This window comes from Longimicrobium sp., from assembly GCF_048594345.1.
Lineage (GTDB): Bacteria > Gemmatimonadota > Gemmatimonadetes > Longimicrobiales > Longimicrobiaceae > Longimicrobium.
This window is the reverse complement of record NZ_JBMDXM010000065.1, coordinates 1-23594: the sequence shown is the minus strand read 5'-3', so window position 1 is coordinate 23594 and position 23594 is coordinate 1. Positions and strand designations below refer to the sequence as shown.

Here is a 23594-nt window from a genome sequence, read left to right as displayed (position 1 = left end):
TCGCCGGCCAAGATGCGGCCCCGGCCGTGCGGCGGCAACGCCGTCGGCCACCTGTGTTACCCAGATCCACGCGCCACACCGTGACCACACTCGACGCGACCGTTGTGCAGCTCCACACGCGGATGCTGAACGACCAGCCGCGCACGCAGCGCTTTCTTTCCGCCATCGCCGAGGTGGTGCGCCCCGGCGACGTGGTCGTGGATATCGGCACCGGCACGGGCATCCTGGCCATGGCCGCGGCAAAGGCCGGCGCCCGGAAGGTCTACGCCATCGAGGCCGGCCCCGTGGGCCCCATCGCCCGCAAGCTGTTCGCCGCCAACGGCCTGGGCGACACGATCGAGCTGGTGGAAGGGTACTCCACCGACATCGACCTTCCCGAGCGCGCCGACGTGCTGGTGACCGAGACCTTTGGCAACAGCCCGCTTTCCGAAGAGGTGCTGGAGATCGTGGTGGATGCGCGCGAGCGGCTGCTGAAGCCCGGCGCGCGCGTGGTTCCCGGCTCGGTGCGCGTGTTCGGCACGCCGGTGATGGTGCCGCCCAGGGAGCTGGGCGAGTTCGTCTTTACCCCCGAGTGCCTGCGCCAGTGGCAGAGCTGGTACGGCGTGGACTTTACGCCCCTGGGATCGGTGGATCGCAACGCGCTGCTCACCCACTGGCTGGACCGCTCCAAGGTGGCGGACTGGCCGGCCCTGGCCCCCGCCGCGCCCCTGATCGACATCGACCTCACGGCGATCGGCAACGCCCGCGTGGAGGGCAGCGGTGACGTGCCGGTGGAGAAGAACGGGACGCTCAGCGGGATCGCCGTGCACTTTGACCTGCGGCTGAGCGCGTCCGTCTCGCACTCCACCGACGCGTGGCAGTCCGGCCCCGACAACCACTGGCTCGTCCCCATCTACTTCTTCGTCGAGCCCATGGAGGTGCGCCGCGGCGACGTGCTGCGCCTGAGCTACAGCTACGACCCCGCGGACAAGGAAGAGTGGATTGACGTGCGCCTGGCCGACTAGCGCGCTTCGTTGCTACACATACGAGGGAGCCGGTGCGCACGCCTGCCCGTGCCCACCGGCTCCATCGTCGTGTCTGGCAAGAATGCACCTACGCCGTCAGCAACGTCGCCCAACCAGGCTGCGGGCCTATGTACGGGAACGCTTGACGCGTGGCGTGGTGGCGCTTTGCCCCAGGGAGCTGGGGTCCACCCCCGTGGCGACCAGCACCGCACCGATCGGCCGGTAGTAGGTACTCCTTCCTTCGGCTCGCGTTTTGTTCAGAACTCGTTGCCGAAGCAGCCGCTCGATCAGCTGGCTGGCCGCGGACTGGCTGACCTTCAGAACCTGAGCCGCCTCCGTTACCCTGAATTCGGGGTCGCCGCCCCGGTGCGAATCCACGATGGTGCCCAGCGCGGTGAAGTCGTTGTCCCCGATCTGACGGCGCAGCAGAAGTGCATAGTCGGCCTGCACGGAACGCATGAGCGCGGCGGTGGACATCGGCTGCGGCCCATGCAGCCCCAGCGCCCGCTCCGCCGCATCGCCCAGCAGCCGCAGAAAGTTGCGCAGGTCCCCCTGGTACAGCGTGTAGATCTCAGCCGCGACGGACGGCTCGACCGGGGCGATGTACCTGTGCCCCTTGATCTGAAGGTGTTCGTATCGCCGTTCGAGAAGCCGCTGGATCTCGTCCGGAGCAAGCGGCTGTAGCGTTTCCGCCGCCGGAAAGATCCCGCTGACCTGCGTGTAGACCCGGAACACGTCATCTTCGACGCCCAGTGCTCCGACAAAGATCCAATGTGCCCCTTCGAGCAGGAGATAGTCACGAAGATCCTTGATCAGGACGGCGGCCGAAGCCGTGTCCTGCAGGTTCTCCATGTTGTTCACGTGAAGCAGTACGGGTGCAGCCAGTTCGGCCGTCAGGTGATGGATTGCCTCTCCCAGATGCTCGTACAGCGAGTCCGGCGGGGTCTGGGGAGCCACGTAGCTCCGCGTGATCCCGGCTCCCATGCCCAGAGCGCTGGCTGAGCCGCCGACGAGCGCTCCCCCTTCAAGAAGCCTGGCGGTCTGTTTCCAGAAGGTGGCGTTCTTGGCGGCAAGCCCCGACGCCGCCCTGATTCGGGCGAGTGTACGCAGAGTATCGGCGACAAAACTTGTGCGGGTCGTGTCGGCGTGGATGCGGATTGGATGCTCGTATGTGGCGATTCCCTGGGCGGTCAGCTGTGACTTGATCCAATTGACGAAGCTGCTTTTTCCAACCCCGGGGGCACCTTGAACGATGGTTCTTGTTGCCGGATCACTCATGACCCGGCGTTGAACCCTCGCCGATTCTTCTTCACGGCCGACGAACAGGGATACCGGGTGAGTGGGGTCTCCCGCCCTGAGCTCGTTCTGAAAGAATGGACTGCTCTGCAGGCCGTACGGCTGCCAGAGGTTGGGAACCGAGGGTTGGGTCATTGCTTCGGGCGTAATCATTGTCTTCTTTGCAGGACTACTTATGATAAGCACCACGCTTATCATAAGCGATTTGCTTATGATAAGCAATTCTGCCCATGTGGTGATGATTAATGCCATCGCTTGACCTGATGGTTGGCGGATCCGCCACATCCCTGCCCCGCCGCGGCTCACCGCATCCCTCGTCACACACCACCGGGAGCGCCGCCGCTACTGTACGTGGCCCCTGCGGAACCGCGCCTCGGCGGTGTCGACGTAGGCGCGGTAGCCGGCGGGGTCGATGAACGGGTCCGCCGGGCTCCTGGCGGTATCGCGCGCGACGAACTTGCGGTACCGGCCCCACAGCCGGGCGTGCGAACTCACCCAGACGTCCGCCGGAAGGCCGCGCAGCACGCGGAAGCTGCGCTCCAGGTCCGCCCCCTGCTCCGGATACCGCATCCCGCCCAGCACGATCAGGCTGCAGGCGCTCACCACGTTCAGCACGCGGCCGCCCTCGCGCACGGGGAACGTCCACGAGGTGCAGCCGCGCGTGTGGCCGCCCGTGACGTGCGCGGTGAGCGCGACGGGGCCCACGCGGACCGTGTCGCCGTCCTTGAACCGGTGGTCCACGCGCGCGGCGGGATAGCCGGCGATCCCGATCCAGACCAGGAACCGCAGCGGCAGGATGATGTCGGCATCGTCGCCGCCGGAGGCGATGACGCCGGCACTGGCTTCGCTGGCCCACAGCCGCGCGCCGGACGCCCGCTGCAACTCCGCCAGCCCGCCCGCATGATCGGCGTGCGGCTCCGAGTTCAGCAGCACCTTCACGTCCTTGATGTCGAAGCCCAGCTTGGCGATGCTGGCCATGATCATCGGCGCCGTGCCGGGATAGCCGCCGTCGATCAGCACGTGCCCCCGCGGCCCGGTGATCAGGAACGCCGCCACGTCGTTGGCGCCCACGTAGTAGAAGTTGCCGGCGATGCGAAACGGTTCGGCGTACTGTTGCCCGCCCCGCCTGGACGCCTCCCGCCACTTGCCGAAGAGGATCACGCCGGGGACGACGGCGAGCAGGACCAGCAGCACGCGCCGCCGGGTGAGGTGCCGCGGCACGCGTCAGCTCCTGCGTCCGATCAATTCCCGCGCCTTCCCACCACCACGTCCCGCTTCGGGCAGATCCACACCGGCGCCGGGCAGCGCTCCCTGCTCCGCCTTTCGGGCCAGCGCCAGCGAACCCGCGGCCGAGGCGGCGCTCAGCAGCGTAATGGAGCCGATCACGACCGTCGCCAGCAGCCACACCGGGCGATCGCTCGTCGGCTCTCCGATGGTAAACGGAATCGAGCCCACCAGCAGGCCCGCCGCCGCGCCCCAGAGGGCGACGCGTGGAATCGACAGCTCACCCAGCCTGCGGCGGCGCGCCGCGATCGCCAGCACGATGGAAAGGACCACGCCGCCCAGAAAACCAGGAAGGGCGCCGATCATCACCCACATCTCATCCATGGACCCGTCCGGATCCACGGCCAGCCCCATCAGCACGGCGATCGGCGCCCATACCAGGGCCCAGGTCACGCCCGTTCCGATCGCGCCGCGAAGGCGTCTCAGCCACTTCTTCATCGCCAGCTTCCTGTGCACGTGGACTTCTGCTGTCAGCTTGTCGTGAAGTACTTTACAACACAAAGACGGTTGCTGCAAGGGATCGTGTGCGTCCGCAATCTTGCCGCGAGTCCACAAAAGAACAGGCCTCACACAGAGTTAGCAGAGTCAACAGAGTTTTCACGTGCCGGTTCCTCTGCACTCATCGCGATCCACTCGGGGATGGCCTCACACGGAGTCAAAGGAGTCAACGGAGTTTTCTCGTGCCGTTTCCTCTGATTTCGCGGTCAAAGCAGGGTTCCCAGGTGTCGGGCGAAGGAAAGGCGGTCGACGAGGCAGGATCTTTTGTAGGGGTGTCGGGAACGCGGAAAAGATGGAATGCGGCAGGGGGCCATGAGAATTTTTTTCAGAGGCACGCGGATCGGCGGATGATCGCCGGAGCGCACCGGAGGCAATCGATCGCACCCACCTGATGCGCGATCCCTGAAACCATTCACCCGCTCCACGATCGAGGGGCGGATTACGCCTGGCGCGCGACGTCGGGGAACGATCCGCGGCCGAAGAACACGTTGTGCGCGACCGCCCGGAACGGCGGCAGGCGGAGCGCCGCGACGGCCAACTCGGCCGCGGCGGGCGAGCGCACCGCCGACAGCACGCGCCGGATCAGCAGCCGGGTGCGGAAGCGGGCGCGTAACGCCGACCCGTCGTACGACGCCAGCGCGGCCTCGCTGCCCGTCGCCAGGAACTCCGTGGTCACCTCCGCGGCCAGGGCGGAGAGGCGGATACAGGGGTCCAGACCGCCCGCCGTCAGCGGCGACACCGCGCCGGCCGCGTCGCCCGTCAGCAGCCCGCGCGCGCAGGCGATGCGCGGCAGCACCCCGCCCACCGGAATGCGTCCACCACGCCGCTCGCACGGCGCGACGCCCTGCAGCCCGAAGCGCGGCGCCACGCGCGCCTGAAAGCGGCGCAGCGCCTCCGCCGGCTTGAAGCGCGAGGCGTAGCCGCCCACGCCCACGTGCACCTCCTCGCCGTCGTCCACCACCCACGCAATGTAGCCGGGCGCCACCTCGGGGTCGATCCAGCAGTGGAACGCGGGCGCGTGCCCGGTGCGTACGCCGCGGAACACCTCCTCCACGCCCACGATCCATTCGCGGTTCTCATCCAGCCCCAGCGCGGGCGCCACCCGCGACACGGCCCCGTCCGCGCCGATCACGAAACGCGCGTGCAGCCGCTCCCGCCGCCCCGCGCGCTCCAGCGTCGCCGCGGAACCCGCCCCGTCAGGCTCCAGCGCGGCCAGGCTGGTGGACGGCGCCCACTGCACGCCGGCGCGCACGCACGCGTCCAGACCGCGGCAGTAGAGCGGGCCCATGCGGCCCACGCGATACTCATCGTGCGGGCTCTCCAGCGTAAGCGAACGCCCGCGCGGTGAGTACAGCGCCACGCGCCGCACCGGCGGCCCCAGGCAGTCGTCCGGAAGGCTGAAGCTCTCCAGCGTCCGGCGAACGAAGATGCCGGTGGTATGCACCGCGTGGTCCACGGTGGGCTTGCGGTCGGCCAGCATCACCCGCGCCCCCGCCTCGCCCAGCCGGCGGGCGCACTCCAGCCCCGCCAGCCCCGCGCCCACCACCAGCACGTCCACGCGCGCGCTCATCGGCGTGCTCCCGGTGCGGCGGGCGAGACGCCGTTCAGCGCGGGGGTGCCGACGGCATCGGTCTTCGACAGGTAGCGCATAAGTCGCATGGGTGGATTCAGGATTTCGAACCGACAGCTTTCTACAACGTGAAGTACTTTATAGTATAAAGTACAAAGACGCAAGCGATGCGGTCGTTGTATCGTGGAGGCGCGGAGCGAAGTTCTCTCCAGCCTGCTTCCGTTGCTCGTACGAAAGCCCTACTCTTCGCCCGTACTCACTTCCCTTCCCCGATAGACCGGACGATCGAACGCGTGCGCCTCATCCCTTTCCGCCTGCCCAGCCTTGTTTCGCCGGTATGGCGGGCGATGGCCGTGGCCGCGTTGCTGCTCGCGGCACCCGTGCAGGCGCAGCACGCGCCCGTGTGGCCCGACGCGTTGCTCCCCCGCACCCAGGCGCTGGCGCTGGTGCAGGGCCTGAACGCCGAGATCCTGGCCAGCCGCAGCGCCACCGCCACGCTGGAGAAGTGGTGCCGCGACCATGCCCTGGCCGTCGAGCCGCGGGTGGTGGCGGAGGTGCTGGACGGGGAGCCGGTCGCGCCGTCCGCGGAACAGCGCCAGCGGCTGCGGGCGGACTTGGGCGAAGTGGTGCGGTATCGGCGCGTGCGCCTTCGCTGCGGCGAGCACGTACTTTCCGAGGCGGAGAACTGGTACCTTCCCGGGCGGCTGACGGCGGAGATGAACCGCGCGCTGGAAACCGGCGGCACACCGTTCGGCCGCGTGGTGGCGCCGCTGGAGCCGGTTCGACAGACGTTCGCGGCCCGGCTGCTCTGGTCTCCGCTGCCGGAAGGGTGGGAGCGTACGTTCCAGTCCGTGCCGCCGTGCCTGAGCACCGGGCCGCTCGCCATTCCCGGCGCGCTGTTCGAGCACCGCGCCGTCCTGCTGGCCCGCGACAACCTCCCCATCGCCGAGGTCCACGAGGTGTATCAGGGCGCGCTGCTGGCGTTCGCTCCGCCCGGTCCCTGCTGATCCACGCCCGCCGCCGCGCGGGATCCCGCGCCGGCCCGCCCCCTGCGCCGGCTGGTCGGCGTGGGGTCAAGGTCCAGATCAGCAGCGTCTGCGAGACGGGCGTTCGTGGCGACCCATGTACGAGCCCGTTCGAACACCTCAGCGACGACTGGGGGCCGCTGAGATCAGACGCGTGCCCCCATCGCGGAGCCGGCCGCGTCAGCGGTAGTCCCAGTGCACCACGGCGAAAGACGCCTGCGTGATGCGCTGGTCGCCAAAGAGCAGCGCCGTGTGCAGCCACTCCGCCTGGGCGGCTCCCAGCTCCGATTTGGCCGTCGGCGCGCCGCGTTTCGTCTGCAGAAAGGCGAAATCGTCACCGCGCCAGGCGTACACGTCCCAGCACCCGGCGTAGCGCTTCTTGGCCCGCCGCGCCACGCCGGCCAGCACCACCCGCGGATCCTCGTCCTCGATCACGCGGTTGCGCTGCTCGGCGCGGGGCACGTTGTCCCAGCGGGTGAGGTACTTCCACACCTCGCCCTTGGCGCTGTACGTGTTCACCCATCGCCCGCTCCACCCGTCGCGCTCCAGCAGCCGCAGCACCGCCAGCTCGGCGAACGTGTGCTCGCCATCCAGCTGCACCATCCCCGCCGCCTTTTTGCCAAAGTCGTCCGCGAACGGCTCGCCCTCCCAGCGCGGAAGGCGCAGGTACACCCCCGCCACGTCGTGAATCATCCGCCCGCTGGGCATGTGGACGGGAACCTTGAGCGGAACCCGGAAGTCGCTGCGCTCGGCGTACGGCAGCAGCGCCTGCATCCAGGCGGGTGATTGGGCTTCCGGCATGGCCCGGGGTTCGAAGGGTGCGGGAGTGAGCGGCTGGCCGCGGCGAAGGGACGCAATCTGCGCTCCCCGGGCAAGCAGCGGAAGACGTTTGCGCCTCACCCACCCTTCCCGAAACCCTGCCACGGACGCCCACCGAGTCGGATCCGCTCCCCGCGGCCGTCCGCAGGCGGCGCCGCGCGCTCCCGTCACCGTCGCCACCACCCCCGAGGCCCTGGTCGCCGCGGCGGGCAGAGGGCCCAGCGAGCCCGCCGCGAAAGCCGTCGCGGCGGGCTGACCCTCTCGCCGCGTCTGCCGGGAGCCGGCGTACCGCCTCCGCGGTCGCCGGCTCAATCGTCCCGAGCGTCGATCGCGAGAGAAACCCGGTAGTCCGCTACGAAAACGTTGTCGAGAATGTGCAGGTCGGTGAGGAACTGCTGGAACTGCTTGTGCTCGGGGTGAGAAAGGTAGGTGTCGCGCGCGGCCGTGCTGTCGAAGGTGAACTGGTAGACGTGCGTAAAGCCCAGGCTCTTTCCTTCCGGGCTGTCGTTGATCCCGTGCTCGAAGGACCTGATCCCCGGGATCTTCCTCGTCAGGCTCGCGAGCGCATCCGTCACCTGCTGGATCTGTTCGGCGGGCGCCCCCGCCGCGTACGTAAAGAGCACGATGTGACGCACCTTCTTCATTGACGCCTCATGGATGGTGGTGGATCGAAAGCGCAGCTTGGGTCGTATCCCCGTCGCTTGGCGTGAGAACCAGGCCGTTCAGACTTCGTGCTCAGACACCCCGATGGTCGGAACCTAGGCGGTTGATCCAAACGATCCGTCAGGCACGCGGAGCCAGGGCCGCGGCCCAGGGGTGATCGGGCCGGGCACGCAGCAGTGCGGCGCGCAGCCACGTCCGGGCCTCCCTATCCAGAAGCGGCAGTGCCGTCAGGAAGTCCGCCTCGTCCGCGGGCCGCGGCACCTTCGACTTGTACAGCAGCACCACCTCCGGCGCCAGCACCCGCACGCCGCCGGGACCCGGCCGGATTGCCCGCGCGAGCGGCAGGCGCACGGCGGGGTCGCGGCGGTACACCCAGTCCGCCCCGTCGCGTTCGTTCAGCAGCAGTTCCAGTCCAAACGGCGGCGCGCCGGTGGGAGATCGCGCGTGCACCTCGTGCACCGGCGGTTCCAGGCGCGCGCCGCGCTCCCACGGTGTCATCCGCCCGCCGACGACCGCCGCGAAGTCCCACCCGGGGAGCGCGGCACGCAGTGCCTGCTGGTCCTCGCGGAACACCGCCACGTCGACATCCCCGTGCGCACGCGTGACGCGGCCCAGCGCCAGGTCGATCGCCCACCCGCCGGCGACGGCCCACGGCGCGTCGAGTTCCCGCAGCACGGCGCGGACGGCGTCGATCTCGGGCGGGAGCGCGACGGGCCGTTCTACCGAGTCCCGATCCATTGGAACAACGGATCGAGCCACTCGGCGCGCGGGCGGTAGAAGGCGCCGTGTCCGGCGCCGGTATCGATGCGGATTTCCCGGTGCTCGCCGGGCGCAGTCGCCTGCGCGAACAGGGGCTCGCACGAAGTCCCCAGCTCGTCCGAGGCCTCGTAGATCGAGAGAATGCGCCCGCGCACGTCCACGTCGCCGCGGCCCTTTACCCAGTCGCCGCAGGGGGCCAGAAACACGTACGTGACTCGCGCGTCCTGCAGCAGCGCCGAAGCGATCATCGCGACGGCCCCGCCCTTGGAGAACCCGACCACCGCGATCCGCTCCGGGGGCACGCCCGCCGCAAAAAGCCGGCGTACCTGCTCCGCGACGTGCGATCCGAACGCGCGAAAGTCCGTACCCCGCGGACGCTGTTCGGCGATGACCTCGACGCCCGAAGCCGCCAGGGTGTCCAGGATCTGCTGGTACTCGTAGACGCCAAAGCGCTCGTCCGTGGGACGAGGGCCCTGCTCTTCGATGATTCGTCCGTGCAGGTAGATCAGGTAGCGTGCATCGGGGCGTACCTGCGCCGGCACGTCGCCCAGGATTGCGCCCCTCTGCGCCAGGGCTGGTGTGGCGGACAGCAGAAGTCCGCCAGCGACGACGAGCGCGCGGAGCCAGCGGGAGCGGAGGCGGCGATGCATCAATGGAGTTTTGAACCAGGTGAGCAGTCGAGTGTTGCGCCAGGACGACGCCGCGTGTGATCGTACACCATACGTCGTCCTCGCGCCCGCCGCACGAGGCGTGGCGCTCCCGGATGTCGAGGGCGCGACGCCGCCCCTGGACGGCTGGGCGTAGACAGATCGTGGTATGATCGGTGCCGCATCGCCCCGGATCGACCGCGCCACCTTTCTTTCCTTCATCAACCGAAACCCGGATGCTCATGCGGCGACACCTCATCACCCTGCTGGGCGCGGGCACGCTGTTCGCCTTCACGGCCGGGGCGGGCGCGCAGCAACCGGCGGCGGCCGCCTCTCCCCGGGTGGAGCGCGCGCAGGAGCTGGCGCGGCTGGCGATCGCGGCAGACTCGGCGGCCATGCACCGCTTTGTGGAAGAACGCTTTGCCCCGGAGTTCATGCGCATTGCGCCCATGCCGCAGCACCTGGGCACGCTCTTTCAGATCGGCGGACGGCTGGCGGGGCGGGAGCTGCGCTCGGTGTCGGAACCGGCGCCGGGCGACGTGACGCTCGTGTATTACAGCCCGGCCACGGAGGAGTATTTTCGCTTCCGGGTTCTGGTTGATACGGCGGCCCCGTACCAGGTGCGCCAGGTGGGCCCGCCGCAGCCGGGCGGAGGACCGCCCAGCGCACCCGCGCCGGCCGCCGCGAGCGATGAAGAGGCGATGCGCCAGCTGCACGCCTATGCGGTCGGCCTGGCGGAGGCGAACCTGTACTCGGGCGCGCTGCTGGTGGCCCGGGGCGACCGCGTGCTCCACGAGGACGCATACGGGCTGGCCAGCCGGGAGTATCGCGTCCCCAACCGGCCTGACACCCGCTACAACCTGGGCTCCATCAACAAGATGTTCACCGCGGTGGCCATCCTGCGCCTGGTGGAAAGCGGCCGGCTGTCGCTGCAGGACCCGGTGGAGAAGCACCTTCCCGGCGTGCTGGACACGGCGATCGCCCGCAAAGTGCGGATCGAGCACCTGCTGACGCACACGTCGGGACTGGGCGACTTTCTGTTCACGCCCGAGATGGCGCCGCTGAACCGCGCCACGTTTCGCGGCGTCGCCGACTTTCTGCCCCACCTGGCCAACGACCGGCTGGACTTTGAGCCCGGCACCCGGTGGGGGTACAGCAACACCGGCTTTCTGGTGCTGGGCGCCATCCTGGAGCGGGTGACCGGCGAGGAGTACCACGCCCACGTGCGCCGGACTCTCTTTCAGCCGCTGGGGATGCCGGACACCGAGGCGTACGCGCGCGACGCCGTGGTCGAGGGGCTGGCCTCCAACTACGAGCTTACCGGCAGCGCCGCGGGCCGGGGGTGGCGCAACGTGACGTTCGACATGCCCGTGCGCGGCACGCCCGCCGGCGGCGGCTACTCCACCGCGCGCGACCTGTACACCTTCATGCGCGCGCTGGTGGGCAGCCAGCTGCTCAGCCCGCGGATGACGGAAGCCATGCTGACGCCCAAGCCCGCGCTGGGATCGCCGTCGTACGGGTACGGAATCCAGCTTCTCTCCCCCAGCGGCAACATCGCCGGGCACACGGGCGGCGGGCCGGGGGTTTCGGACTACGTGGCCGTGCACCGGCCCAGCGGGACCATCACCGTGGCGCTGGCCAACATGGCCGGCGAGACGGGTGCGCTGGTGCGCCGCGCCCAGACGCTGCTGGGGCACCGGGAGCTGCCGCCCGCGCCGGCCGCCGCTCCCGCCGCCGCGCCGCCGCAGGGGACGAGTCCGCGGCCCTGATCGCCGCGGAGTCGGAGGCAAAAAACAGGGTCTCACACAGAGTCAACAGGGTCAACAGAGTTTTTGCTCTGCTGACTCTGCTGACTCCGTGTGAGACTCATTCTTTGTGCGGATTCTGCGTCAGGCCGATGCTCGATTACCTGGTGGTTTCGTCCGCCGGCGTGTGCGGAGGATGGCCCTCCTTGCCGTGGCTCAGCCACAGCGCACCGGAAACGAGAAGCGTGCCGAGCCCCAGGTAAAGCAGGTCCAGCGCGGTGTTGATCTCGATCTGCAGGGCGTACTCGAAGAACTTTACCACCAGGATGAGCAGGACCACCTTGGCCAGGCGGCTCTTCAGGTCGTCCATGCTGCGGATGAGGAGCAGCCGCTCGGCGAACTCCGAACCCTCCGCCACCTCGATGCGGCTCACGAACAGCTCGTACAGCCCCAGGGCAAAGATCAGCATGATGGCGGCGAGCAGGTACCCGTCCACCACCTCCACCACGTGCGTCACCGTGGTCGAACGCAGCGCGGCGCGCGCTTCCGGGGCAAGGTGAAAGTCGGCGTAGGCGCCCAGGTGGCTCACCAGCTGGATGACGTCGATGGTGGCGACAAAGAACATCGCGCCCGCGACCACCAGGCTGGCCACCACGGCCACCAGCACGATAAGGCGGCTGTTCCAGAGAAGTCCTTCAAAGCGGCGTTCGATGCTCATTTGATCCGGTGGTCCGCATGAGGTCGTGTGTGCGTTCGCGGCCAGAAAGGTGGCGCTCGCACCCACGCTCGCAAGGGCGCGGAGCACGGAGAGATAAAAGATGGGGGCTCCGCGACCCGGAGCCCCCTCTCTTGTGGCCAGCACGCCGCGGTGGCGTGCTCCCCACTCGGTAGGGCTGATTACTTAGTCCTGCTGCTTCCCGGCCAGCGTGACCGCGGCGTTCCAGCAGCCGCCCCAGCACACCGCCGCCATCGGCTCTGAATCTCTTTCCAGTTAGCCCCCGGCGATGGCAGCCGCCTTATCTAAGCCAGTTCTCCACGGGCAGCTCCGCGATCCGCTTGAACTCCCGCTCATTGTCGGTGACCAGGGTATAGCTGAGGGCAACCGTCTGCGCGGCGATCAGCAGGTCATTGCCGCCGATCGGCTGACCCATACGTTCAAGGCGCGCGCGGAGGGCCCCGTACACCGCGTCCGCGGGGGCCTCGACGGGAAGGACATCGAGAACCCCAAGCACCGCTTCCACCTGCGCCGTGAGCCGCGCCGAACCCTTCTTCTCGGCGCCAAACCGGAGCTCAGCCGCCACGACGATACTCGTGCAAACGTTCGCCTCGCCGGTCTGGCGAATGCGCTGAGCAACAAGGCCCTGCGGTTGACGCACGAGATCCGAGAGGATGTTCGTGTCCAGCAGGTAGCGCATCAGAGATCCACCGAGTCTATCGATAGCTCCGGGATCGGCGGGAACGCCTCGTCGATCGGCTCCAGGGTCGCCAGCAACGCCAGCAGCGACCGGGGTGGCGCGGGTTCGATGACCAGCCGCTCGCCTTCTTTGCGCAAAATGGCTTCCTCGCCGGACAGCTCGAACTCGCGAGGGATGCGTACTGCCTGGTTCCGACCGTTCCTGAACAGCTTGACGCGACGTTGTGCGCTCACGAGTCACCTCCGGTTGACCTATGCTTAAGCATAGGCCAGCCTCTGGTAGACGTCAACCATCCCCTCGATGGTGCGCGCGCTCCGTGGTCCGAGTCGCTGCCCGCCCTCCAGGCTCCTCAACGACGCCGCGCCGGAGACAAACGCGCAGCAGGCGCGGCAGACTTCACCGCGGCTGTTGCACCGCCCTCTACTTCACCGCCAGCACGTTGTCGGTTGAGTTGCGGTCGATGTAGTAGTTGTAGGGGTCGATGCCGGCATGCGTCGGCCTCTTGTCCGTGACGAAACGCAGCACTTGGCGGCCGGAGCGGATGGGATGGCGCTCCAGCAGCACCACGTGCGATGGATCGAACGCGTCGCGGCCCGGCTCGGCGGTAAAGAGGCCGATCTCGATGCGCTCGGCCAGCGGCACCTCCGTCTCGGCACCCGCGGAATCGACGTAGAGCTTCTTCGCCTCCACCGGCACCGTCACGTCCCATCGGCCGTCCGCGCGGCGGACCGCCGTGGGCTGCGTGGTCTGCAGGTGGTAGAGGGTCAGGCGCTCGAACAGGTCGGTGATCAGCGCCTGCTCCTCCGGCGTGCGGGCCTCCGCGCGCAGGGCGGCGACCAGATCCAGCGAGCGGGGGTACGGCGCGCCCGCGAACCGGTAGCGGCCCAGGAGCGTCCGCAGCGCCCGGTTGACGGCGTCCTCGCCCATCCGCCGCTGCAGCAGGTACATGGCGAGCGCGCCTTTGCGGTAGGTGACGTGGTCCTGCCCGTCCACGCGGGTAAGCGTCGGCTCCGCCCCGGCCGCGTACTCGCGGCCCTCCAGGTAGCGGTCCAGCTCGTACCGCAGGTAGCGGCGCATGTAATCTTCCCCGCGCAGCTTCTTCACCACCATCTGCGCCGAATACTGGGCCAGCGTCTCGGAGAGCAGTTCGCGGCCCTCCATCTCGGCCCCGACCACCTGGTGTGCCCAGTACTGGTGCGCCAGCTCGTGCGCGGTAAGGTAGGTTACGTAGTCCATCGACTCCGGCGCGCTGAAATCGGAGGCGAAACCCACGTCTTCGGAGTAGGGGATGGTGCCGGGAAACGCCTGCGCAAAGTCCAGATACCCCGGAAACTCCACGATCCGGGCGTGGTCGAACGGGTACGGGCCAAAGTTCGCCTGGTAGTAGTCCAGCGCCGCCGCCATCGCGTCGAGCATGCGGTCCACGTTCCACGCGTGGGCGGGGTGGTAGTAGACGGCCAGGTCCACGCCGGCGTGCCGGCGGTGCTTTTCCGCGTAGCGGGCGGACTGGATGGAGAAGCGCGGGTGGATCGGCACGGCCGAGACGAAGCGCGCGGTGCGCCGGCCGCCCCGCACCACGTCCGAAACCCGGTTGCCGGGCGCCAGCGGCGTCTGGTCCGCCGACGTGGACACGGTGATGTCGGACTTCGCCCATCCCCGACCGTACGTGGTGTTCGCCGTGGCGGCCACGTCTTCCAGCTTCGGAACGCCGGGTGCCCGCGGCAGGGCGTACTTCCGTCGCGCCTCGGGGTCCTGCAGCGTAAAGGCGCGAGCCAGGCCGATCGCCGGCATCAGGTGGCTTTCGTTGAGGAACGTGCCGTTCTCCACCAGCCGGGTGAACGTAGGCTGGTTGCGAAAGCCGCGGATCTGGAGCCGCGTCTCCCAGGCCATCACCCGCTCCTCGCCGGGCTGCATGGGCCGGTCCAGGCGATAGATGCGGTAGCCGTGCTCCGCATCGTCGCGGATGAGCCGCGCGCCGGGGATCGTCGCGCCGGCAAGCTCCAGATCGTCGCCCAGAACGCGGACGTGGATGTCGGGGATCGCCCGCGCCGTCAGGTTGCGGAGCCGATAGCGGCCCTTCGTCACCGCCCGCCGCTCCTCCGGGTACAGGGCGACGTCCAGCGTCAGCTCCACGATCCTGGGCTGCGGCAGGTCGGCGTATCGTCCGTACTTCTTTTCGTACGCGGCCATGTGCGCCTCGCCGGCGCCCTGCGTCCGGTACTCGTTCAGCACGTCGGTGTTGTAGAAGCCGTACGCGCCCGTCTCCGTGAACGCGAGCAGCGCCGCGCCCGCCAGCCATCCCGGCGCACCCCTCAGGCGCCGCCGCGCGAACGCCAGCCGGGGCCGCAGCCGCACCTCGGTGCCGCGCCGCCACAGCAGGTGCGCGGCCACCAGCAGCAGCACGGCAAAGGCGCCCCAGTACACGCGAAACGTCCAGGCGCCCACCCAGAATGACCCGGCACCGTTCATGTCGCTCAGCGGCACGCCGGGCGTCCCGCCGTACCGCAGGAGGTTGTGGTCGACGGCCGTGTTCAGCTGCTGCCACGCCAGAAAGAGCACCATGATCCCCCAGCCGACCGCCTTGTGGGGGCTGATCGCCTGGACAAAGATCGCCAGCGCCGCCAGCAGCAGCATGTCCCACGTCGTCGGCAGCACGTGCCACAGCAGGTACTTGCCCAGTTCCAGCTCCGTGAATCCCAGGGACAGCTGCAGGGCGACGGACGCGGCGACGGACGCCAGCAGCATCGTCATCAGCACCAGCCCCATCGCCAGCGTCTTGGACACCACGTACACCCAGCTGGGCATGGGCGCCGCGTCCACCAACTCGTGCATCCGCCGGTCGCGCTCGCGCCAGACCAGCTCGCCCGCGTAGAAGATGGCCACGATCAGCGGCGTCATCCCCATCCCCTCCGCGATCTCCGGAATCATCGAGAGCGTCGTGGGATAGGTGGGGCGGCCGTCCGGGTCGCGCTGCGTGGTCAGGACCAGCAGGGTGATGTACATCCCCCACGCCGTCAACACCACGAACGCCGGGCTCAGGACCACCTGTTTGATCTCGAACCTCGTGCGCATCCACAGCAGCGCCCGCAGCGCCGCGGGACCGTGTTGCGGCCGGGGCAGCACCCCCGTCTCCGCCGCGCGCGGCGCTTCCGCGGACGCGCGCTCGGCGAGCTTCTGCCCGCGGCGCTCGCGCTTCGACATCCCCTGCCCCGCTACGCGCCAGGCGGCATGGGCGAGCGCCAGGCAAAGGAGGGCAATGCCGATCCAGAGCAGCCGGTTGTAGAGCAGCACGCCAGCGAGATCCGGCAGCGCCACGTTGCGCTCCGCTACCGTCCAGTACCGTGTGGCGTCCGTCAGCGCGCGCCCGCCAAACGGCTCCGCGATCGCGACGAGCGCATCCAGCTGAGGCCGGTCAGCGAACGCACCCTGCAGGACGAAGAAGCCCGAGATGAAGCCGATCACCCCCAGGTAGCTGGCCATCATGGAGCGCGTGACGGTCGCCAGGGCGAAAAAGACGGCGGAGTGGATGAGCAGGTTGGGCAGCGCGACCACAAGGTAGCCGTACAGGTGGTCCGCCAGCCGGACCGGCCCCAGCGCCGCGGGATCGGCCCACGGCATCCGCGAGCCCAGCCAGACGCCCAGCGGCACCAGCAGCAGGCACAGCGCCGTCACGGCGAACGCGCCCCCAAAGCGGCCGATCAGGTAGCCGGCCTTGCCGATGCGCGTGGAGCGGATGATGGGGCCAAAGCCGGTCTCGTCGTCGCGAAGGACGGCGTTGGCCACGAACGACGTCGTCACGAACATGAAGACGACGGAGACCATCAGGTACTTCTGCAGCGTGGCCCAGGCCGCGTTCTCCAGCAGCCCGCCCTCGGCGGCCAGCCCGAAGCCCATGCTGGTGGTGACGAGAAACAGCGCGAAGGTCGCCGCGGCGGTAATCCACAGCAGCGGGTTCCGCAGCAGGTAGCGAAACTCGAAGCGGGCGATGTCGATCAGCATTGTGATGCCTCAGGCCGCGCGGCGCGACTGCGCCAGCGTGGAGAAGTAGACGTCCTCCAGCCCGGCGTCCACCGGGGCAAAGCCGTCGCCGGGATCCTGGTCGGCGAGCACGTGGACGATGGTGCGGCCGGCGAACAGTCGGGTGGAAAGCACCTCGTACCGCTCGCGATGCGAAGACAGATCGCCGCGATGGACGTCCTTCATCCATATCCTGCCGCGGGTGCGGTGGATGAGTTCCTGCGGCGCGCCCTGCAGCTGCACACGGCCCGCCGCCAGCACCGCCATGCGCGGGCACAGGTCCGCCACGTCCTCGACGATGTGGGTGGAAAGGATCACCACCACGCTCTCGCCGATCTCCGCCAGCAGGTTCAGGAACCGGTTGCGCTCCTCCGGATCCAGCCCGGCGGTGGGCTCGTCGACAATGATCAGCCCCGGGTTGCCGATCAGCGCCTGCGCAATGCCGAAGCGCTGCCGCATGCCGCCGGAAAAGCCGGCCAGGGCCTTTTTGCGGACGCTCCAGAGGTTCACCTGGTGCAGCAGGGTTTCCACCGTAGCCTTGCGGTCGGCGCCGGACGCGACGCCCTTGAGCACGGCCATGTGGTCCAGCATCTCGTAGGCGGAGACGCGCGGATACACGCCAAAGTCCTGCGGCAGGTAGCCCAGCGTGCGCCGCAGCGCCTCAGGCTCGCGGATGACGTCGACGTCGCCAAAGCGGATCGCCCCCTCCGTGGGCGTCTGCAGCGTCGCGATCGTCCGCATCAGGGTGGACTTGCCGGCGCCGTTGGGGCCCAGCAGGCCGAACATGCCGCGCGGGATGGACAGCGTTACGTGATCGAGGGCGCGCGTGCCGTTGGCGTAGACGTGGCTGACGTCGTGAAGGTCCAGCATCGGGATTCTCGGAGAGGGATGGGGGTGGAACGGAAGGATCGACCGGTTCGCTGACGGAAGGTGGAAGGCCGCGCGAACTCCCGGAAGCCGCCCTTCGCCGAACGGCAGATCGGGCCGGTCGAATGGGGCGTCCGGAGGTCGCCGGCACCTCCTGGGGGCTGGTATCATCATGGGGAGCCACGCCCTCTACGCCTTCTGCCCGCGATCCATTCGATGCACCTGATCCTGACGACCTCCCTTCAGCAGACCGCGCCGGTGTGGCGGGAAGGGGAAAAGGCGGCCGCGGCGATCACGTTCGGCACCGGGGCCGTGGTCGCCTACCTGGTCTACCGCCTGGCTCGCCGAGTCCCGTGGCCGCGGCCGTTCCGCCCGCGGTTCGCGGCGCTTCACCTTGTCGCCGCGCCGGCCGCGGGCCTGCTGTGGATGGCGCTCGCGACCACGTTGGAGGCGATGCTCATTCCCGGATACGTATCCGACGTGGAGGGGGCGAGCCGGGTGGAGATGCACCTGATCCTGGGGATCATCTTCTACGCGATCGTGGCCGGGGTGGCCCATGCCGTGGAGGGAAGCGCGCGCGCCGCACGCGCCGAGGCGGTGGCGGCGCGCACGCAGCTGGCGGCGCTTCGGGCGCAGTTGCACCCGCACTTTCTGTTCAACGCGCTGCACACCATCGTGCAGCTGATCCCCGCCGATCCGGCGCGGGCCATGGAGGCGGCGGAGCTGGTCGCCGACCTGCTGCGCGCCACCCTGGAGGAGCAGCGCGACGAGGTGACGCTGGAGGATGAATGGGGCTTCGTGGACCGCTACCTGGCCGTGGAGCGGATCCGCTTTGGCGACCGGCTGATCGTGCGCGCCGACGTGCCCGAGAACTTGCTGGACGCGCGCGTCCCCGCCTTTGCGCTGCAGACGCTGGTGGAGAACGCCGTGCGCCACGGCGCCGCGCCGCGCGTGGCCGCGACGGAGATCGTGGTCACCGCCACGGGCAGCGGCTCCGCGCTGACGCTCTCGGTGCGGAACTCGGGGGATGAAGACCGGCCCGTGCCCGCGACGGCGACGGGCGCGGGAACGGGGCTGGCGCGGCTGCGCGAGCGGCTGGCGGTGCTGTACGGCGGCGCGGCGCGGCTGGAAGCCGGCCCCGCCGGGGACGGCGGATACCAGGCGGCCCTCGTGGTGCCGCGGACGCGTGGGAGGGAGCGGTGAAGGTCACCGCGTTCGTCGCGGACGACGAGCCGGTGGCGCGCGCGGGGCTGCGCGCCATGCTGGCGGCGTTCGACTGGGTGACCGTCGTGGGCGAGGCGGCCGACGGGGAGGGGGCGCTGCGGGAGATCGAGCGGCTGCGGCCGGAGCTGGTCTTTCTGGACGTGCAGATGCCGGGGCTGCTGGGGACGGACGTGCTGCGCCGGCTGGAGCGGCCGCCGTTCGTCATCTTTACCACGGCGTTCTCCGAGCACGCGGTGACCGCCTTTGAGCTGGGCGCGGTGGACTACCTGCTGAAGCCGTTTGGCCCCGGGCGGCTGGCGGCGGCGATGGAGCGCGTGCGCGCTGCCCTGGGCGGGCCCGCCCCGGCCGACACCTTCGAGCGGCTGAGCGGCGCGCTGGCGGGCGGGCCCATCAGTCGCCTGTTCGTGCGGAGCGGCGGAACGCTCGTGCCCATCCCGGTGGAGCGCGTGTCGTGGTTCCAGGCGGACGGCGACTACGTGACCGCGCACGCCGGGAATGCCCGGCACCTGCTGCACCTTTCGCTCAGCCGTCTTGAGGCCCGCCTGGACCCGCGCCGGTTTGTGCGCGTGCACCGCACCCACATCGTGAACCTGGACCAGGTGCGCGCGTTTCGCCGTGACGCCCGCGGCAACCTGGAAGCGGAGCTGCTCGATGGCGCCCGCGTCCCCGTGAGCCGCGCGCGCGCCCAGGAGCTGCGGAGCCTGGGACGGTAGCCGGCCTCGGCTGTGCGACGCCTCCTCTCGGAATGTGCACCCGATCCCAGATCATGGAAAAAGGACTTGTCTCACACGGGCACGGGGTCAACGGTTTTGTTCTTTACCGTTGACCCCGTGTGATGCGATACAAGATTCGACAAAACTGTCATTCTGAGGGAGGCGCCGAGCAACGCTCTCCGCTCGCGCAGGAGCATGGCGCCGACCGAAGAATCTCTATGCTGAAACGCGCGGTTCTTTCCGTCACGACGGGGTTCCCGGGCGTTGCCCGGAAAGGGGTTCCGCGCGAGGGGAAGGAGATTCTTCGGTCGCGCCACTGGCTTCGTGGCGTTCCCGAGAGCCCGACGGGGGCGCTCGCTCAGAATGACAGGTGTTTCCCGGATTCCGTGTGAGATGAGGAGATATCCGGTTCTGGAGGTAGCTGGTGTACCCGGATTCGCTACGAGTGCACAACGAACCGTGACAGTTTGCCGGATGGGATATCAACAGTAGAAGCAACCAGCCCCCGAGGCGCGGGCGCGCATCGGGGGCTGGTGCGAAAATGGACCGCCGGCGTTTACACGGGTTCGGGGTCCGTGGAGAACACGTACAGGCGGCCGCCTGCCTGCTCCAGCACCGCATCCGTAAACGCGATGGCGTGAGCGGGCGAGGACGAGGCGTAGAAGCTCTCGATTTTCGCGGCAAGCGAGGGGTCGCGGCCCTGCAGGCGGCGCAGCATGACGGACGGCTTGCGGTGCGGCCAGATCAGCTGATTCGCGCCCCAGAAGTTCAGCGCCTCCAACACCATGACACCGGCCAGCATGCGTGCCTCCACGCTGTCCTCGGACATGTCCTCCAGGTCACGCACCGAGTTCGTGATCATGTAGCGCTGCCGCTCGAAGTACTCGGGGGCGGGCTCCCTCGGCCCTCTGTGATAGCGCTCCTCCGCGTCACGCTTGAGCACCGTGGCCTCGCCCGTCCGGTCAAACAGCAGTTCGCCCGTGGCGAACGCGTCGATCAGGACGGGGTGCCCCTTTTCAATCTGCACGCGCCAGAACTGCAGCGGCCCCACCTGCAGCTGCACCTCCACGCCGTTGATCATGCGGCTCTGCCTCCAGTACTCGGTGCCGTGGATAACGGCAAAGACGTCCAGGTCGGAGTTGGGCTTGGCCTCGCCACGCGGCGCCGAGCCAAAGCAGAGAAGCGCGATCGCATCCTGGCGGGCAAGCATCTCGTCGTACACCGCCGCCAGCGCCGGCCTGAAGCGCGCCTCCATGGCCGGCGGAAAGGCGATCCGGCCGTCGTCGTCGGGAGCGATCGCGTACACCTGTGCGGACTCAGTGGCAACACTCATCGGCTCGACCGTTTCTGGCTGGAGGGGTACGGCGGGGCTCCCCGCGAGCGGGGATGGACGTTACGGAGGCGTGCCCGCGCGGATTGCGACAGGATCCCTGGCCCGCGGCGCGTCCGGCGGGACGAACGGGTCACGGCCCACACATGGATAGCCTGCCCCACCATTCCCGTCAAGTATCATAGGAACAGATGACGCCATCGTTCGAACAGCTCTGCCGCCCCTCCCAGCCACGCGCCATGTTGGCGATTTTCGACCGGGTAACCGTCGCGGGCGAGCGGCCCGCTGTGGTCGGCGGTCACGGCCGTCCAGACGCTGCGGCCGGAGCTGGTGTATCTGACGTGCAGATAGCGGAGTGCCGGCACCGACCTGCTGCCCCCGCTGAAGCGGCCGCCGTTCGTCCCCGTGAGCCGCGAGCGCCGAGGCGCTACGGAGCCTGGGACGGTAGCACGTTCCGCGATTCCATTTCCACGCGCTCCAAAGGCGGACGCGGACCCACCGCGAGCGTGCGGCGCATCCAGCGCCCGATCACGGGCAGCCAGGCCGTGAGCAGCACGCCCCAGACGATCCACACCTTCGCCAGGAACGGCCGCCGCACGGGCAATTGTCGCCGCAGCCTACCGCCGCGGCGCGCCACCGGGCTATCTTCCCTGCCGAAGCCAGAACCCATGCCCCGGAAGCCACCTCCGTGACACCTGTCGTCCGCGCACTGCTCATCGCCAACGTGGCCGCGTTCTTCCTGCAGCAGTCGCTGCAGGGCCTGGCGGACGCCTTTGTCTTCGTGCCGGCGCTGGCGCTGGTGCGTCCGTGGTCCGTCGTGACGTACATGTTCCTGCACGGCGACCTGATGCACCTGCTGTTCAACATGCTGTCGCTCTTCTTCTTCGGACCGCGCGTGGAGGACCGCATCGGCTCGCGCCCGTTCGCCATCCTGTACTTTCTGAGCGGCATTACCGGCGCGCTGCTGTCGGTACTCTTTTCGCCCCACTCGGCCATCGTCGGCGCCTCGGGCGGCGTGTTTGGCGTAATGCTGGCGTTCGCCTGGTTCTGGCCGGACGAAAGGATCTTCATCTGGGGTGTCCTGCCGGTGCCGGCGCGCGTCCTGGTTGCCGTCACCACGCTGTTCGCGCTGTGGAGCGGCTTTGGCGGTGTGGGCGGCGGCGTGGCGCATTTCGCGCACCTGGGCGGCTACCTGGGCGCGTTTTTGTACCTGCGCTGGCTGGACCACAAGCGCACCGCGTTCAAGCGCATGGCCACCGCCGCCCCGCCCGACGCCGTGCGGCGCGTGGCCGGCTACCGGGCCATCGACCTCACCAAGGTGCACGAGGTGAACCGCGAGGAGATCAACCGCATCCTCGAAAAGATTACCGCGCACGGACTGGGATCGCTCACGGCGCGGGAAACCACCTTCCTCTCCAGCTTTGTCCCCCCCGACGATCCGGCGCCGCCAAAGACGTGATACCATTTCTCGCACTTCGGCGTGCAATCAGAGGAACGACGGAAAGCATCACGCGGAGGCGCGGAGGAACGGATGAGGCGCGGAGGCGTTTTTGGCGTTCCCTCCGCGCCTCTTCTGTTTTCTCCGCGCCTCCGCGTGAAAATCGTTCCCCTCACTGCACATCGAAATCCGGGAGATGGTATGAGACTGTTCCTGGATCGGCGCAATGAAGGAAAACCGGCTTCCGAGGTTCTTCGGAGGCCGGTCCTTTGTATCTCCCGGAGAGCCGCACCCAATCCTCACGTTCAGTACTCGATCTCCACCTCCTCCACCGCTTCAACCACTCCAGGCCAATCAGCACGACGCCGGGACGCTTTTTTTCGTTGACAGCACGGATTGCCCGGACCTACACTCGTGGCGCTCGGCATCACACCCGAGCGGACGATTGTGTCGCGCCGTGCAGGCGCATGGCGCGCGTTCATTACTCATCGAGGAGGACCATCATGAGATCCCGTTTCATCGCCCTGGCGGCCAGCGTCCTTGCCCTCGCCAGCTGTGCCGACCACCCGCAGCTGCCCGCCACTCCCGCGGAAATGCGCGTGTCCGCTGCTTCCGCGTCGAACGGCGTCGTGCAGTCGATCAACGGAAACGCCGACATCCAGGCCCCGGAGGGACTTCGCAGGATGGAGATTCACGCCCGCAAGTCGGCGGACGGAACCGTCAGCGGCAGGTTCTTCCTCAAACAGCGGTGGGGCGATGAAGACACGTACGAAGCCGACGTCGTCTGCTTCACCATCGTCGGCAACCGGGCTTACGTGGGCGGCGTGCTCACGAAGGTGAACGGCGTGCCGTACGAGGAGTACGCTTCGTTCCGCCTGGTGATGGTCGACAACGGCGAGGGGGCGAGTGCGGCGCCTGACCAGTCCAGCCAGGCCTTCAGCTTTCAGCAGCCGGGACAGCCGCAGCTCTTCTGCAGCAACGCCTCCCTCGTGCTGCCGATGTACGACCTGGTACGGGGAAACCTGCAGATCCGGCCGTAATCGCAATACGGAAAACAACATCGGAAGGTACAGAGGGACCGAGAACAGCCAGAGGAACAGAGGTGATCCGCATTCCGTCCTCTGTTCCTCTGGCTGTTGCCTGTTCCTTATAGTTATTCCGGAGTTATCCACGGGCTGCGAGGAGAGTGCCCCCACGCGTTGCTCCCCGCAGCAGGTTGTGGATAACTCCGCCGGAAGCTTGTTTTTCGCACACACGCACCGCCGCGCTACGGATAACTG

General features: G+C 68.6%; 21 protein-coding genes. 7 read left to right on the top strand and 14 right to left on the bottom strand.

Annotated features, from left to right (window positions below):
• Positions 1–80 precede the first annotated feature (80 nt).
• On the top strand, positions 81–1004 hold the full coding sequence (locus tag ACOJUJ_RS07775; protein WP_420126293.1) for a 50S ribosomal protein L11 methyltransferase: 924 nt from the start codon (positions 81–83) through the stop codon (positions 1002–1004).
• Positions 1005–1130: 126 nt separating this feature from the next.
• Here the strand turns inward: ACOJUJ_RS07775 and ACOJUJ_RS07770 are convergent, their stop codons facing one another.
• The 4 genes from ACOJUJ_RS07770 to ACOJUJ_RS07755 form a co-directional block, all read right to left on the bottom strand.
• Complete coding sequence (locus ACOJUJ_RS07770; protein ID WP_420126292.1) at positions 1131–2552, bottom strand: AAA family ATPase; 1422 nt, start codon at positions 2550–2552, stop codon at positions 1131–1133.
• 90 nt (positions 2553–2642) lie between these two features.
• Positions 2643–3521, bottom strand: a complete 879-nt coding sequence (bla, locus tag ACOJUJ_RS07765) for a subclass B3 metallo-beta-lactamase (protein WP_420126291.1) — start codon at positions 3519–3521, stop codon at positions 2643–2645.
• A 3-nt stretch (positions 3522–3524) separates the two neighbouring features.
• A complete protein-coding gene (locus ACOJUJ_RS07760; protein ID WP_420126290.1) occupies positions 3525–4022 on the bottom strand; it encodes a hypothetical protein in 498 nt (165 codons plus the stop codon).
• Between the two features lie 499 nt (positions 4023–4521).
• On the bottom strand, positions 4522–5652 hold the full coding sequence (locus ACOJUJ_RS07755) for an NAD(P)/FAD-dependent oxidoreductase (RefSeq protein ID WP_420126289.1): 1131 nt from the start codon (positions 5650–5652) through the stop codon (positions 4522–4524).
• A gap of 293 nt (positions 5653–5945) precedes the next feature.
• Between ACOJUJ_RS07755 and ACOJUJ_RS07750 the strand changes: the two genes are divergently transcribed.
• The gene (locus ACOJUJ_RS07750; protein ID WP_420126288.1) at positions 5946–6659 is read left to right on the top strand and encodes a hypothetical protein; all 714 of its coding nucleotides are present in this window, start codon (positions 5946–5948) and stop codon (positions 6657–6659) included.
• Between the two features lie 198 nt (positions 6660–6857).
• Here the strand turns inward: ACOJUJ_RS07750 and ACOJUJ_RS07745 are convergent, their stop codons facing one another.
• From ACOJUJ_RS07745 to ACOJUJ_RS07730, 4 genes are all read right to left on the bottom strand, one after another.
• Entirely contained in the window at positions 6858–7478 is a 621-nt protein-coding gene (locus ACOJUJ_RS07745) for a hypothetical protein (RefSeq protein WP_420126287.1), read from the bottom strand.
• Positions 7479–7804: 326 nt separating this feature from the next.
• On the bottom strand, positions 7805–8140 hold the full coding sequence (locus ACOJUJ_RS07740) for a Dabb family protein (protein WP_420126286.1): 336 nt from the start codon (positions 8138–8140) through the stop codon (positions 7805–7807).
• Between the two features lie 139 nt (positions 8141–8279).
• Positions 8280–8897: a nucleotidyltransferase domain-containing protein gene (locus ACOJUJ_RS07735; protein ID WP_420126285.1), complete on the bottom strand. Its 618-nt coding sequence runs from the start codon at positions 8895–8897 to the stop codon at positions 8280–8282.
• Positions 8879–9568, bottom strand: a complete 690-nt coding sequence (locus ACOJUJ_RS07730) for an alpha/beta hydrolase (protein WP_420126284.1) — start codon at positions 9566–9568, stop codon at positions 8879–8881. The genes ACOJUJ_RS07735 and ACOJUJ_RS07730 overlap by 19 nt, the downstream gene beginning before the upstream one ends.
• Positions 9569–9807: 239 nt before the next feature.
• Here ACOJUJ_RS07730 and ACOJUJ_RS07725 point away from each other — a divergent pair, with 239 nt between their 5' ends.
• Positions 9808–11334: a serine hydrolase domain-containing protein gene (locus ACOJUJ_RS07725; RefSeq protein WP_420126283.1), complete on the top strand. Its 1527-nt coding sequence runs from the start codon at positions 9808–9810 to the stop codon at positions 11332–11334.
• Positions 11335–11470: 136 nt separating this feature from the next.
• Here ACOJUJ_RS07725 and ACOJUJ_RS07720 read toward each other — a convergent pair whose 3' ends face one another.
• The 5 genes from ACOJUJ_RS07720 to ACOJUJ_RS07700 all read right to left on the bottom strand — a co-directional run bounded on the left by ACOJUJ_RS07720 (position 11471) and on the right by ACOJUJ_RS07700 (position 17612).
• Positions 11471–12028 (bottom strand): YqhA family protein, encoded by a 558-nt coding sequence (locus ACOJUJ_RS07720; RefSeq protein ID WP_420126282.1) that lies wholly within the window; start codon positions 12026–12028, stop codon positions 11471–11473.
• 298 nt (positions 12029–12326) lie between these two features.
• Positions 12327–12725 carry a type II toxin-antitoxin system VapC family toxin gene (locus tag ACOJUJ_RS07715; RefSeq protein ID WP_420126281.1) on the bottom strand — a complete coding sequence of 133 codons (399 nt, stop codon included), beginning with the start codon at positions 12723–12725 and terminating at the stop codon, positions 12327–12329.
• Positions 12725–12958, bottom strand: a complete 234-nt coding sequence (locus tag ACOJUJ_RS07710; protein ID WP_420126280.1) for an antitoxin — start codon at positions 12956–12958, stop codon at positions 12725–12727. Before ACOJUJ_RS07710 ends, ACOJUJ_RS07715 begins: the two co-directional genes overlap by 1 nt.
• A 187-nt stretch (positions 12959–13145) precedes the next feature.
• Complete coding sequence (locus tag ACOJUJ_RS07705) at positions 13146–16724, bottom strand: M1 family aminopeptidase (RefSeq protein WP_420126279.1); 3579 nt, start codon at positions 16722–16724, stop codon at positions 13146–13148.
• Positions 16725–16733: 9 nt separating this feature from the next.
• Positions 16734–17612: an ABC transporter ATP-binding protein gene (locus ACOJUJ_RS07700; RefSeq protein WP_420126278.1), complete on the bottom strand. Its 879-nt coding sequence runs from the start codon at positions 17610–17612 to the stop codon at positions 16734–16736.
• 213 nt (positions 17613–17825) lie between these two features.
• Here ACOJUJ_RS07700 and ACOJUJ_RS07695 point away from each other — a divergent pair, with 213 nt between their 5' ends.
• Entirely contained in the window at positions 17826–18812 is a 987-nt protein-coding gene (locus ACOJUJ_RS07695; RefSeq protein ID WP_420126277.1) for a sensor histidine kinase, read from the top strand.
• Positions 18809–19546: a LytR/AlgR family response regulator transcription factor gene (locus ACOJUJ_RS07690; protein ID WP_420126276.1), complete on the top strand. Its 738-nt coding sequence runs from the start codon at positions 18809–18811 to the stop codon at positions 19544–19546. Before ACOJUJ_RS07695 ends, ACOJUJ_RS07690 begins: the two co-directional genes overlap by 4 nt.
• Positions 19547–20102: 556 nt before the next feature.
• Here the strand turns inward: ACOJUJ_RS07690 and ACOJUJ_RS07685 are convergent.
• Positions 20103–20879: a nucleotidyltransferase domain-containing protein gene (locus ACOJUJ_RS07685; RefSeq protein WP_420126275.1), complete on the bottom strand. Its 777-nt coding sequence runs from the start codon at positions 20877–20879 to the stop codon at positions 20103–20105.
• Between the two features lie 685 nt (positions 20880–21564).
• Here ACOJUJ_RS07685 and ACOJUJ_RS07680 point away from each other — a divergent pair.
• Together ACOJUJ_RS07680 and ACOJUJ_RS07675 are read left to right on the top strand one after the other, a co-directional pair.
• Entirely contained in the window at positions 21565–22335 is a 771-nt protein-coding gene (locus ACOJUJ_RS07680; RefSeq protein WP_420126274.1) for a rhomboid family intramembrane serine protease, read from the top strand.
• A gap of 482 nt (positions 22336–22817) precedes the next feature.
• On the top strand, positions 22818–23354 hold the full coding sequence (locus tag ACOJUJ_RS07675; protein WP_420126273.1) for a hypothetical protein: 537 nt from the start codon (positions 22818–22820) through the stop codon (positions 23352–23354).
• The last annotated feature ends 240 nt before the right edge of the window (positions 23355–23594 follow it).

Coding starts and splice junctions, on each gene's coding strand:
- ACOJUJ_RS07695 (WP_420126277.1), top strand. CDS start 17,826: ATGCACCTGATCCTGACGACCTCCCTTCAGCAGACCGCGCCGGTGTGG.
- ACOJUJ_RS07745 (WP_420126287.1), bottom strand. CDS start 7,478: ATGCCGGAAGCCCAATCACCCGCCTGGATGCAGGCGCTGCTGCCGTAC.
- ACOJUJ_RS07675 (WP_420126273.1), top strand. CDS start 22,818: ATGAGATCCCGTTTCATCGCCCTGGCGGCCAGCGTCCTTGCCCTCGCC.
- ACOJUJ_RS07755 (WP_420126289.1), bottom strand. CDS start 5,652: ATGAGCGCGCGCGTGGACGTGCTGGTGGTGGGCGCGGGGCTGGCGGGG.
- ACOJUJ_RS07720 (WP_420126282.1), bottom strand. CDS start 12,028: ATGAGCATCGAACGCCGCTTTGAAGGACTTCTCTGGAACAGCCGCCTT.
- ACOJUJ_RS07700 (WP_420126278.1), bottom strand. CDS start 17,612: ATGCTGGACCTTCACGACGTCAGCCACGTCTACGCCAACGGCACGCGC.
- ACOJUJ_RS07735 (WP_420126285.1), bottom strand. CDS start 8,897: ATGGATCGGGACTCGGTAGAACGGCCCGTCGCGCTCCCGCCCGAGATC.
- ACOJUJ_RS07770 (WP_420126292.1), bottom strand. CDS start 2,552: ATGGCATTAATCATCACCACATGGGCAGAATTGCTTATCATAAGCAAA.
- ACOJUJ_RS07715 (WP_420126281.1), bottom strand. CDS start 12,725: ATGCGCTACCTGCTGGACACGAACATCCTCTCGGATCTCGTGCGTCAA.
- ACOJUJ_RS07705 (WP_420126279.1), bottom strand. CDS start 16,724: ATGCTGATCGACATCGCCCGCTTCGAGTTTCGCTACCTGCTGCGGAAC.
- ACOJUJ_RS07685 (WP_420126275.1), bottom strand. CDS start 20,879: ATGAGTGTTGCCACTGAGTCCGCACAGGTGTACGCGATCGCTCCCGAC.
- ACOJUJ_RS07760 (WP_420126290.1), bottom strand. CDS start 4,022: ATGAAGAAGTGGCTGAGACGCCTTCGCGGCGCGATCGGAACGGGCGTG.
- ACOJUJ_RS07740 (WP_420126286.1), bottom strand. CDS start 8,140: ATGAAGAAGGTGCGTCACATCGTGCTCTTTACGTACGCGGCGGGGGCG.
- ACOJUJ_RS07725 (WP_420126283.1), top strand. CDS start 9,808: ATGCGGCGACACCTCATCACCCTGCTGGGCGCGGGCACGCTGTTCGCC.
- ACOJUJ_RS07730 (WP_420126284.1), bottom strand. CDS start 9,568: ATGCATCGCCGCCTCCGCTCCCGCTGGCTCCGCGCGCTCGTCGTCGCT.